Below are 11,166 nucleotides of genomic sequence, written 5' to 3'. Positions count from 1 at the left end.
GTACGGCCGTGAGGCCGGCACGCGCGGAGTCGGAACGCTCCCGCTGTGCGGCGAGATCGTCCCGGTACTCGTCGGCTCCGCCTAAGAGCCCGTTGGTGAGGCCCCGTTCGCGCTGGAGCTCGTGCACCAGGGCCTGTACGCCGAGGACCACGTCGACCCGGTCCCTGGTCTCCCGGGCCGCGGCCCAGTCGGTGCCCCGGTCCGCGACCGCGAGCCCGGTGAGCACGAGCAGCAGACACGTCGGTACGGCCAGCACGACCGCGACCCGCCCGCGGATGGTGCGCCAGCCCGGGGTCAGGCGGGCCAGGCGTTGGGGGAAGGCCGGTGAGGACAATGCGGCCGGTTCGGTCACTCTGGTGGCTTCGGTGGGTTCGGTTCGGTTGGTGTGTTTGGGTTCGCTGGGCTTCACATGCCCCTTCTCGGTCACGGAGCACGACGTTAGAGACTGGCCGTCAGTACGCCATTTCCCCTCCGTAAGAGGCGAGTTGCACCCCGCTCACGGGACGTGCCCAACGCCTCCTGCGACACGGGACATATTCCCGAAACGCGGATGCGGGCAGCGCCCCGCCTGCCCCCTCGCCCACAGCGATGCCGTCGATCACGGAACGGCGATGCTGGTGACGATGTGCCTCTTCTTGTTGATGCGGGCCGCGACGGCTGTCGCGGCGATCAGGGGGAGGGGAGGCCGCGCCCGGGCCGCCGCAGGTCTCGGGTGGCCGGGTGTCAGAGGCCGAGGGTGACGGCGAGGCGGGTGAGTTCCGCGGTGCTGTGGGTGCCGAGCTTGGCCCGGATGCGGCGGAGGTAGGCGTCGACGGTGTGCTTGGAGAGCCCCATGTGGCGGGCCGTTTGCAGGTAGGTGTGTCCGGCGGCGATGTGCCGCAGTGTCTCCTGTTCGCGCGGGGCCAGCGCGAGCTGTGCGGGTGCGGGTGCGGGTGCGGGGGCGGGGGCTTCGGCGTACGGCGTGGGCGTGGGACTCATCGGACCTCCTCCGCCTGATCGGCTCGGGCATCGCTGCTCACACTCCCGGAAGCAGTGCATATGCGGCGTAATTGACGAAATTGGGTTATTTGCCGTCCATCACGCGGGAAGGCTGGGGTCCGGTTCCACGACGTGGCACATCTTCTGAAGTTTTCTTTATCCGCCCAGGTCAGCGGGTTGCAGGCGACGTCCATTGACGGTTGGGCCGGGTGCAGGGGGCCGACTCGTCTGCCGCCTCGTCCTGCATGGGCCGGCATGGGCGGCGGTCCGGGGCCGGGCCGGGGTCCTCGCGGCAGCGCTGCGTTGGTGCTGGATGCCCTGCAGGATCATGCTTGTCAGTGGGGTGGCTGGGCTGGTTCGTTGGTCGTGCGGGCTTAGGCGAGGGTGAGATGAGTGGTGATGGAGCGGATTCCCACCCCTTCTGGTGAGCGGCGAGGCGAGGCGGAGGCCGCGCTCGAGTCGGCGTACACGGCCACGGCCACGATCAGCGGGCAGGGCATCGTGACGGGGTGGAGCGAGGGCGCCACACGGCTGCTCGGCTACGCGTCCTCCGGGGTCGTTGGGCGCCCGGCCGCCCACCTGCTCGCCGACGACGCCGGCGATGAGGGTGAAAGGGCGTGGCGGGCGGCGACCGGGCGGGGGCGGTGGGGCGGCAGGGTGGCGCTACGGCACCAGGACGGCCGGCGGCTGGAGGTGGGAGTGCTGGCGCACCAGCGGGCGGCGGGTGGCGGCGGGGGCGTGGAGTGGCTGGTGGTGTCCGCGGTGGCGGGCGGGCCGGTGACGCCCGCGGGCGGGGCGCTGGGGGATTGGGTGTTCGTGCAGTCCCCCTGTGCCGGGGCGGTGTTCGACGCAGATCTCCGGCTGGTGCGGGCGAATGCCGCTATGGAGCGGGTGCTGTCCTTCGCGGAGGCCGAGATGCGCGGGCTGCGGTTGCCGGAGATCGCGCCGTATCCGGTGAGTGTGGAGGCCGAGGGGGCGATGCGCCTGGCGTCGGAGACCGGTGAGCCGCAGCAGGTGAAGGCCTTCATCGGCCCCACGGGTGTGAGCCCGGAGGGTGGCTGGTCGGCTTCGCTTGCTCCGTTGCGGGATGCGGACGGCCGGGTGTGTGCGGTGTACGTGGCGGCGCACCGCGGGCCGGGGGAGGATTTTGCCCAGCAGCGGATGCTGTTGCTGAATAACGCGGGCGCGCGGATCGGTTCCAGTTTGGATGTCGCGGGTACGGCGCAGGAGCTGGCCGGCGTTGCTGTCCCTGGCTTTGCGGACTTCGTGGCTGTCGACCTCCTTGATTCTCCCCGGCACGGTGACGAGATGCCGGCGGCCGTGCCGGCCGGGCAGCCCGTGCGCGTGAGCCGCCTCGCTGCGCGGTCGGTGATCGAGGGGCGCCGGGAGTCTCCGGTCAAGGTGGGGGAGGGGATGGTCTATCCGGCGCTTTCGCCTGCGGCGGAGTGTCTGGTCGCGGGTCGTGGCGCGGTGTACGCGGTGGCCGATCCGGCGCTTGTCCAGTGGGTGGCGAACGATCCGGGGGCCGCCTGGATCCGCGAGGAGGGGGCGCACTCGGTGATGGTGGTGCCGGTGCGTGCTCGTGGAGTCACTCTTGGTGTGGCTCTCTTCGGTCGTCACCAGCGTCCGGAGCCGTTCGGTCCGGATGATCTGGCCCTGGCCGAGGAGCTTGCGGCCAGGGCGGCTGTCAGCATCCACAACGCCCGCCGCTTCACCCGGGAGCGCACCAGCACGATGACCTTGCAGCGCAGTCTGCTCCCGCAGACACTGCCCGATCAGGCGGGGCTGGAGATCGCCTCCCGCTATCTGCCCGCCGGGAGCGGGGCGGGTGTGGGCGGCGACTGGTTCGATGTGATCCCGCTGTCCGGGGCGCGGGTGGCCCTGGTGGTGGGCGATGTGGTCGGCCACGGCATCCGTGCCTCTGCGACCATGGGCCGGCTGCGCACTGCGGTGCGCACCCTGGCCGATGTGGACCTGCCGCCCGACGAGCTGCTGACCCACCTCGACGATCTGGTCATACATCTCTCCGCGGACGAGGGCGATGCGGAAGGCGGTGCCGAGGTTGCCGGGGGGATCGGCACCACGTGCCTGTACGCGGTCTACGATCCGGTCACCCGCCACTGCACGCTGGCCCGGGCCGGTCATCCCCCGCCCGCCGTGGTCAGCCCGGACGGCGATGTGTATCTGCTGGATGTGCCGGCCGGCCCGCCGCTGGGCCTGGGCGGCCTGCCCTTCGAAACCATCGAGACCGAACTGCCCGAGGGCAGCCTCCTCGCCCTCTACACCGACGGCCTGCTCCAACCCCGCGAGCGCGACATCGACGACGCCTTCGACAAGATGTTCGCCGCGCTCGCCCGCCCCGCCCAGGCCCTGGACACCGTCTGCGACCGGGTTCTCACGGCCCTGCTCACCCACCGCCCCGACGACGACGTCGCTCTGCTCATCGCCCGCACCCTGGTCCTGCACGCCGACCGGGTCGTCGCCTGGGACCTGGCCTCCGACCCCGCGATCGTCGCCCAGGCCCGCCAGTACGCCACCGATCAACTCACCACCTGGGGACTCGACGACGCCGTATTCGTCACCGAACTGATGGTCAGCGAGCTGGTCACCAACGCCATCCGCTACGGCCGACCACCCATCCAGCTACGCCTCATCCACGAAAACAGCACCCTCATCTGCGAAGTTTCCGACTCCAGCAGCACCACGCCCCACATGCGTCGCGCCCGCACCTTCGACGAGGGCGGACGCGGCCTGCTGCTCGTCGCCCAACTCGCCCAACGCTGGGGCACCCGGCACGCCCCCACCGGCAAGACCATCTGGGCCGAACAAAGCCTCTAGCAGGGAGGGCGTGGTCACGTTGGTGCGGACTTCGGTATGTCGCGATGACAGGTGGGGCAGGCGCCGGTCCGGACCGAGAGGTGACCGCCGGAGGCCGGGAACTCAGGCGACCGATGCCCTGAAGGGATCGGTGGGGATGATCTCTCTCTCGTCGAAGAGTTGCTCCAACGCCTCGTGCCCGTGACGCCTGCGGAATTCGATCTCGGCGGTCGTCACGGGCAGTGTCCACAGGATGCGGGCGTGTCCCCGTGGAAGCGGACAGTGTTCAAGGTCGGGTCCGTGGAGGTAGGGCAGGCTGATCAACAGGTGGTCGCAGGCCGAACCCGGCACCCACGGTTCGCCGATCGGCATGCTGTGCTCCAGGTCAAGCCGATGTCCTCCACAGTGGTAGTAGGCGATCATCGCCATGAGGTCGATGAACCGCTGGTCGCGGACGTGGGCGGTCATGACGAACTCAAGTCCATGACCGTCGTTCTCCATCGCGGCCCAACACCCTGCGGTCACGTAGGCCCAGCCGCCGCTGCGGGGGCCGGGCGCCACAACGAGAACTCGCAGACCGGGCACCGCCTCTCGCCGTTCCGGCCCGAGGTCGCAGTCGATGACCTCCACGGAGTGCCCTTCGAAGAACGCCCGGACGTGTGACTCAACGGCCTCAGCAGCCGGCAGCCTTGCATCACTCACCGCGCGATCATCCCAGACCTCGATCGACCGCCCCTGACGGCTCACTCAGCGTGATGGAGCTGCGACACGTACGGCCCGTGCTCCCGGACCTGCTCAAGGCCGTAAGAGGCTCTTCCGGGCAGGCTTACGCCTCTTCCGCGGGGATGGCCGGCCGTGCCGCGTAGCGGCTGCGCATCGCGTCGCTGGCTGCGGGGCCCGCGGTGAAGACGTAGGCGGCGCTGTCGTCGAGTCGGCGGCCGGTTCTGGCGTCGACGACGACGGGCTCGACTTCCTCGCCGCTGTGCGCGTCGACGAGGATCATGCTGCGCTCCGTCGGCGTGAGGCGGGAGTTGCCCCACGCGGCCAGGGCGACGATCACCGGGCGCAGGGAGCGCCCGAGTTCGGTGAGGACGTACTCGTGCCGGACGGGGCTGGTCCGGTAGGGCCGGCGCTCCAGCAGACCGTCCGCGACCAGGGTCTTCAGCCGGGTGGTGAGCATGCTGGAGGAGATGCCCAGGCTCTCCTGGAACCGGTCGAAGCGGGTGTAGCCGTCGAAGGCGTCGTGGAGGATCAGCAGTGTCCACCACTCGCCGACGTGTTCCACCGTCGTGGACAGCGGGCACTCCCGGTCCTCCAGCCTGATCCGGCTTGCCACGGCGACCATCCCCTCAGTTACTGCTAAAATCGAAGTTAGTAGCTTCTATTTTAGCAGTCGAGACGGGAGCGGCGCCTCGTACCCGCGCCCGGGAACGGAGCACACCGTGACCACATCCGTCAGCGAATCCCTCGAAGGCCGTCGCGCTCTGGTCACCGGCGGCACCAAGGGCACCGGAGCCGCGATCGCCCGACGGCTCGCCGAGGCCGGCGCGACCGTGCTGGTCACCGCCCGCAGCCGCCCCGACGACATCGAGGAGAAGACGTTCATCACGGCCGACCTGTCCACCGCCCAGGGCGCCGCCCACGTCGCCTCCGAGGTGGACGCCCGCGTGGGAGGCGTCGACATCCTGGTCAACACCCTCGGCGGCTCCGAGGCACCGGCAGGAGGATTCGCCGCGCTCGGCGACGAGGACTGGGCAAGGGAGCTGAACACGAACCTGCTGGCCGCCGTCCGCCTGGACCGCGCACTACTACCGCACATGATCGCCACGGGCAAGGGCGCGGTCGTGCACGTCACCTCGATCCAGCGCCGCATGCCGCTGTGGAACGGCACCCTGGCCTACGCCGCCGCCAAGGCCGCCCTGACCACCTACAGCAAGGGCCTGGCCAACCAGGTCGCCCCGCACGGCGTCCGCGTCAACGCCGTCTCGCCCGGCTTCGTCCAGACCTCGGCCGCCGACAACCTCGTCGCCCGGATCGCCCACGACGCCGACATCAGCCAGGAAGCGGCGCTGGGTCGGCTCATGGACTCCCTGGGAGGCATCCCGCTCGGCCGTCCCAACCGGCCCGAGGAGGTCGCCGAGCTCGTCGCCTTCCTCGTTTCCGACCGTGCCTCGGCCATCGTCGGCGCCGAACACGTCATCGACGGCGGCACCACCCCCACCGTCTGAACCCGCCACCGCCATCAGGAGCGTCATGCACGACAACCAGCCCCGGACCATTACCCCGGACGACCTGCCCGAGGTGATCACCCGCTACCTCACTGCGCACCGCGCCCACGACACCGCCACCGCGGTCACGACGTTCACCGATGACGCCGCAGTGATCGACGACGGCAACACCTACCAGGGCAGCGCCGCGATTGAGCAGTGGCTGGACCGATCCGCCACCGAGTTCACCTACACCATCCACCTCACGAACGCTCAGCAGACCAACACGGCCCACTACATCGCCACACACCACCTCGAAGGCAACTTCCCCGGCGGCACCATCGATCTCCGCTATCGATTCACGCTGCGCGACGACCTCATCGAACACCTCGTCATCGAACCCTGAGCCCGCTCCCACACGACCTGTTCCGGCCCACGAGAGAGACCCCACCCACCGCGGACCGCCCCGTCCCAGCCCTCGTGCCCACCCAGCCACCTGGTCCGCATCAGCCTCAAGCACGATCGGGCCTTCGCCGGGGCCCGGACGGCCCACCGCGTACAGCTGCCGGCTCGGTGGACCGGGGTATCCCAGTCGTCCATGCGCTCACGGTGGTGCGCTCGCCGGGGCGGCCCGTCAGCCCATCGGCCTCGCCGACGCCTCGGCGCAGAGGTACGGACGCGCAAGCAGCAGGCCGGTGCCGGTCATGGCGATGCCGAAGTAGACCGGCGCGAGGTGGATGAAGTCCGTGTAGTGGATCGCCGCGTGCACCACGACAGCCGGCAGGAAGCCGGCGGCCGCCGCCGCGGCCAGGGTCCAGAACACCCAGGCCTCACCCCGCCGCCAGCCCCACGCGCTGAGCAGAATGATCGCCACCGCGGCGGCCATCAGGGCGCCGCCGAACCCTGCGCGGTCGTGCGCGACGAAGGACACGAGCCGGGGATTCACGGCTTCCAGCGTCTGCGTGCCGGTGCCCAGGAAGGCCAGGTCGGTCGGCACGAAGACGCCGGTCAGACCGACCACCGAGATCACCGCTCCGCCGACGAACAGCCCCGCTCCCGTGACGATCAGCATCAGTTGGCCGACGAGCGCCCGCCGGCGCTCCGGCTCCGGCCCTTCGGGCGCCAGGCGCCACCGCGGGGCGTGCGGGGCCCGACGGACCGCGGCCACGAACATCGGGAACAGCACGACGGTGGTGGCTGTGTGCAGCGGTTCGACGAAGCCGGTGGCCAGGAAGTAGAACAAGGTGGGGAAGCCGATCGCCCCCGAGAGCAGATACGTCTCGCGGGCCCAGGGCCAGCCGCGTCTGATCCCGCCCACGGCGAGGCCGGTGTAGAGGGCGCCGATCGCCACCATCGTGCCGGCCATCGTGATCCGGTCGTGCTGGAGGAAGTGCACGAGGTGGTGGTTGGCGGCATGCAGTTCGTGCAGCGTCATACCGAGGTAGTCGCGGTCGTACCAGAGCAGCACCGGCCCGAGTGTGATCGCCGCGGCGCCGAGTCCGGCGCCCGTCATACCGAGCCCGACGAGCAGCGCCCACCACCAGGCGGGCCAGCGGCGGGGATCGCGGCCGACGTCCCGTAGCACCGGAGCGGGCGCGGTGGGCGTGGCCGCCTCGGTGACCCGTGCGAACCAGCCGGGTCCGGCCGCGACGAGCACCCCGGGCCGGGCGAGCACGACGGCGCCCGGCTCCTCGAGCGCGGCGGCCGCGGCGGTGACCGACGGGTCGGACACATGGACCACGTGCGGGTCGTCCCCGCCGGTGAAGCCGTCGACATGGGGCTTGAGGGCGGCCTCGGCCTCCGGGTCGCAGGCGCGGACGACCAACGGGATCGAGCGGCCGGCAGCGGCCTCGCGTACGGTCTCCGCGTCGGCCGCCGAGACGGGCGCCACCTCGACGACACCGGCCCCGAGCGGGGGCATGGCGCGTACCGCTTCGCGCGCGAGCGAGGGCGGGACGGATATGCCGAGGCGGACGGTCACGGGCACGCCGGCGATCTCGCCGGCGAGCCGCTCCGGTGGATGGCGGTGGCCGAACCCGCGGGCTATCAGCCGCGCGCCGGCGGGACGGGAGCCGATCGAGGCCAGCAGCCGCAGTGCGGTGCGCTGCGAACGGCCCCGGCCGAGGACGGCAGCGGCCAAGCCGCGCAGCGGGTGATACGTCCAGTCCGGCATCAGTGGCTCTCGCTCTCCGTCGCCGTCACGGGGTCAGCGGGCGCGGTCCAGCCGAGCACCGGCGTCATGGCACGCAGCGTTGCCCGTGCCGGCGTCAGCCGGGCGGCCGTGTCGCGCAGCAGCACCGCGGCGGGCCACGACAGCTGGCCGACTGCGCCGAGCCGGGCGGAGCGGCGCGTGATGGCCTGGGTCCGCGGGCGGCGCAGCAGGTCGTACGAGCGGAGCGCGGCGGCCACGTCCGGGGTCCCGTCGAGGCAGTGGGCGAGGGTGACCGCGTCCTCCAGCGCCTGGCACGCGCCCTGGCCCAGATTTGGGGTCATGGCATGGGCGGCGTCGCCCAGCAGCGCGACCCGGCCGCGGACGAAGGAGGGCAGCGGCGGAAGGTCGTACAGGTCGTGGCGGAGCACCGCGTCCGCGGGGACGGCGGCCAGCAGGGCGGGGACGGGATCCGGCCAGGACCCGAACCGGCGCAGCAGTTCGGCGTACTCGGACGAGCCGGAGGCCGCTCCCGCCGGCAGCGACGCGGTCGCGAAGCAGTACATCCGCCCGCCCGGCAGCGCCGTGTAGCCGAGCCTCGCCCCGCGGCCCCAGGTCACTGCGCCCTCTGAGGGCGGCTCGGCGAGGGGCTCGGTGACCATGCGCCAGGCCGTGTAACCGGCGTACCGGGGACCGGCCGCGTCGGGCCACAGGGCTCGGCGGACGGCGCTGCGCAGCCCGTCGGCCCCGACCACGAGGTCGGGCCGGGACTCGCCCCTACGGTGATCGACGACCAGGCCGTGGCCGTCGTCGCGGACCGCGGACATCTCGCTGCCCGGCCGCAGGCTGTCCGCGGGCAGCGCCTCGGTGAGCGCCCGCAACAGGTCCGCGCGGTGCAGGACCACCAGGGGATGGCCGAAGCGGCGCGTCAGCTCCGCGTTGTCCGTACGGGACAGCCAGCGGCCCTGGCGGTCGCGTACGCCGCCCACGGCTTCGACGGCGCCGAGTGCCCGGACGGTGCCGGCCAGGCCGAGCACCTCGAGCGCGTGCAGCGCGTTCGGCCACAGGGAGATGCCGGCGCCGATCTCGGTGAACTCCGGGGCCCGTTCCAGCACTTCGACGCGCCAGCCCCGGCGGTGCAGGGCGATGGCCGCCGCGAGGCCGCCGATTCCGCCGCCGACGATGGTCGCGGCGCGCTGCGGCATGGGTCCTCGCTCTGGGGTCGGGGGCGCTGCTCCAAGGGCGGCATCGGGACACCGCCCCGGTCAAGCACCGTCGATCCGGTGCCGCTTCCGCCGAGCGGCATGCGACGCGGCGCAGGTCCGGCTGAGCGGCGCCTCATAGCAACATGCCGACAGGCGCCTGTCAACGTGCCTAAGGGCGGACCGGCCGGCCAAGGCAAACCCCTTCCGCCGTGTGCTTGAAAGTGTCGACGACGCAGGTGCGCACCGAGCAGGCTCCAGCGGCTCGAAGGCGGCAGGACACGCACCGCCTCCAGCAGGACGGACCGCAGACCAGCGAGACACGGCCGGGACACGATTGGTCCCCACCCACCGAGGGCGCCCTTCTCGCTGGTTCCGCCTATTTCCGCCAAGCCGCCTACGAAGACCGCCAGAGGGTTCGCAACGCAAGGGTCACGTCTCTGTCGATCTGCAACCATGCACTGTGGCTGCGGGAACTCATGCGTTGTCAGAGGTGTGAGCGAGGATCACGGGCACGACTGCCGATACCACCGACTACATGTGGTTCGAGGAACGTTTCCCGGACCTTGCTGAGGCATACCGCATCACCCTCGTCCACGAGGTCCCTCCAGCGGAGTTGCCGCGTCGGCTCGGAGGCCGGGCCGAACCCGCACGCACCGGATTCACGGCACTGGTCGAAGCCGCCTATGACTTCTACGTCCCGTTCAGCGGCACGCGGACACGGTTCGGCATGACCCCGATCGGCTCGTGGACCTTCATGGTTGAGCCCAACGGCTGGCACGGCGTCAATGAGGAGAAGGCGCTGATGGCCAAGAGCCTGAACGGCCGGTCAAGGGTGACCGAAGGCCATCGCCGCAGACGACGCCGAAGGCGCCCTTGACGGGACGTTACGGCTCTCATCATGACCGAGCGGGCGGCCCCCGCAGCACCTGAGTGGCCGCTCGGCGAGCGCGGCCAGGGCGTCGGCCTCGACCCGGAACCCGGCGTCCTACTCCTCCGGCTCCCAGGCCTGAAGCAGGTCGAAGACACGTCGGTCGCCGTCGAGCTTCAGGGAGTCCACCGGAATTCGGCCGTACAGGGTGAGGACCAGCTCACCGGCCGTGCCCCGGGCAGAGGCAGCGGCCGCATCAGGGCCCTCGCCGGCAGCGGTGGCGGGCATTTCGCCGGGCGTGGGCAGACGGGTGATCCGTGCGCCGTCGGCGGAGAGCGAGAGGCGCCAGGAGCGGCCCTCGGTGGCGTGGAAGTCGACGGCAGCGGCCTCGTGCGGCCAGGCACTCGTCGTTGCGCAGCAGGTGGACAGGAACTCGTCGACACCGTCGAGTGCCGCCTCGTCCGGCAGCGGCTGCGGGGCACCCAGGGTGATCTGGGCGTCGTAGGTGTGCACGGCGATCTCCTGGAGCTGGTGCCGAGCGACGGCACCGGACGTCTGCGGCGACTCCGACGCACCCCACCACGTCCAGCAACCGCGATCCGGACCGGCCTCGCGCAGCGCGCTCAGCAGTTGCATCGTCGACTCGGCCGACCAGGCCAACAGTGCCTCGCGCTCCCGGGGCGCTGCCGGGGCGCCCTGTGAAGCGGTCTCGGCCGGGGGAGCGGTGGCAGGTCCTGCGGCGACGGTGGCGGCCCAGTGGCGGTGCACCTCGCCCAGATGTTGCACCAGATCGAACAGCGTCCACTCGGGGCAGGTCGGCACCTGCACGTCGAGGCCGGGCGCGGAGGCGACCGCGGCCCGGAACGCGACCGACCGTTCGTCGATCAGTCGCAGCAGGACGGCGAAATCAAGTGTCGTTGTCATACTGACTCTCTATCACCG

Annotated in this window: 11 protein-coding genes; 4 read left to right on the top strand and 7 right to left on the bottom strand. The window is 71.3% G+C overall.

Translation table 11 applies throughout. From position 1 onward, the window contains the following. Together ACWGI8_RS29580 and ACWGI8_RS29575 are read right to left on the bottom strand one after the other, a co-directional pair. Window positions 1–427: nitrate- and nitrite sensing domain-containing protein (locus ACWGI8_RS29580; protein WP_453665497.1), on the bottom strand; the 427-nt coding region annotated here is incomplete at its 3' end. Between the two features lie 296 nt (window positions 428–723). Beyond that, window positions 724–978, bottom strand: coding sequence for a response regulator transcription factor (locus tag ACWGI8_RS29575; protein ID WP_453665495.1), 255 nt, complete (start codon window positions 976–978; stop codon window positions 724–726). Window positions 979–1,377: 399 nt separating this feature from the next. Between ACWGI8_RS29575 and ACWGI8_RS29570 the strand changes: the two genes are divergently transcribed. Then, window positions 1,378–3,816: a SpoIIE family protein phosphatase gene (locus tag ACWGI8_RS29570; RefSeq protein ID WP_453665493.1), complete on the top strand. Its 2,439-nt coding sequence runs from the start codon at window positions 1,378–1,380 to the stop codon at window positions 3,814–3,816. Window positions 3,817–3,918: 102 nt separating this feature from the next. On the opposite strand, the gene ACWGI8_RS29565 is transcribed toward ACWGI8_RS29570, so the two are convergent. Next, the gene (locus tag ACWGI8_RS29565) at window positions 3,919–4,497 is read right to left on the bottom strand and encodes a suppressor of fused domain protein (protein ID WP_453665491.1); all 579 of its coding nucleotides are present in this window, start codon (window positions 4,495–4,497) and stop codon (window positions 3,919–3,921) included. Between the two features lie 124 nt (window positions 4,498–4,621). Further along, on the bottom strand, window positions 4,622–5,140 hold the full coding sequence (locus tag ACWGI8_RS29560; RefSeq protein WP_453665489.1) for a winged helix-turn-helix transcriptional regulator: 519 nt from the start codon (window positions 5,138–5,140) through the stop codon (window positions 4,622–4,624). A 97-nt stretch (window positions 5,141–5,237) separates the two neighbouring features. Between ACWGI8_RS29560 and ACWGI8_RS29555 the strand changes: the two genes are divergently transcribed. Next, a complete protein-coding gene (locus ACWGI8_RS29555) occupies window positions 5,238–6,023 on the top strand; it encodes an SDR family oxidoreductase (RefSeq protein ID WP_453665487.1) in 786 nt (261 codons plus the stop codon). Between the two features lie 25 nt (window positions 6,024–6,048). After that, window positions 6,049–6,408: a nuclear transport factor 2 family protein gene (locus ACWGI8_RS29550; RefSeq protein ID WP_453665485.1), complete on the top strand. Its 360-nt coding sequence runs from the start codon at window positions 6,049–6,051 to the stop codon at window positions 6,406–6,408. 228 nt (window positions 6,409–6,636) lie between these two features. On the opposite strand, the gene ACWGI8_RS29545 is transcribed toward ACWGI8_RS29550, so the two are convergent. Together ACWGI8_RS29545 and ACWGI8_RS29540 are read right to left on the bottom strand one after the other, a co-directional pair. After that, a complete protein-coding gene (locus ACWGI8_RS29545) occupies window positions 6,637–8,175 on the bottom strand; it encodes a hypothetical protein (RefSeq protein WP_453665483.1) in 1,539 nt (512 codons plus the stop codon). Further along, on the bottom strand, window positions 8,175–9,356 hold the full coding sequence (locus tag ACWGI8_RS29540) for an FAD-dependent monooxygenase (protein WP_453665481.1): 1,182 nt from the start codon (window positions 9,354–9,356) through the stop codon (window positions 8,175–8,177). Before ACWGI8_RS29540 ends, ACWGI8_RS29545 begins: the two co-directional genes overlap by 1 nt. 502 nt (window positions 9,357–9,858) lie before the next feature. Here ACWGI8_RS29540 and ACWGI8_RS29535 point away from each other — a divergent pair. Then, window positions 9,859–10,233 (top strand): DUF6461 domain-containing protein, encoded by a 375-nt coding sequence (locus tag ACWGI8_RS29535; RefSeq protein ID WP_453665499.1) that lies wholly within the window; start codon window positions 9,859–9,861, stop codon window positions 10,231–10,233. Between the two features lie 108 nt (window positions 10,234–10,341). Here ACWGI8_RS29535 and ACWGI8_RS29530 read toward each other — a convergent pair whose 3' ends face one another. Further along, entirely contained in the window at window positions 10,342–11,148 is an 807-nt protein-coding gene (locus ACWGI8_RS29530) for a maleylpyruvate isomerase family mycothiol-dependent enzyme (RefSeq protein WP_453665479.1), read from the bottom strand. Between the last annotated feature and the right edge of the window lie 18 nt (window positions 11,149–11,166).

This window comes from Streptomyces sp. NPDC054841, assembly GCF_053611045.1.
This window is presented reverse-complemented; position numbering and strand designations above follow the sequence as displayed.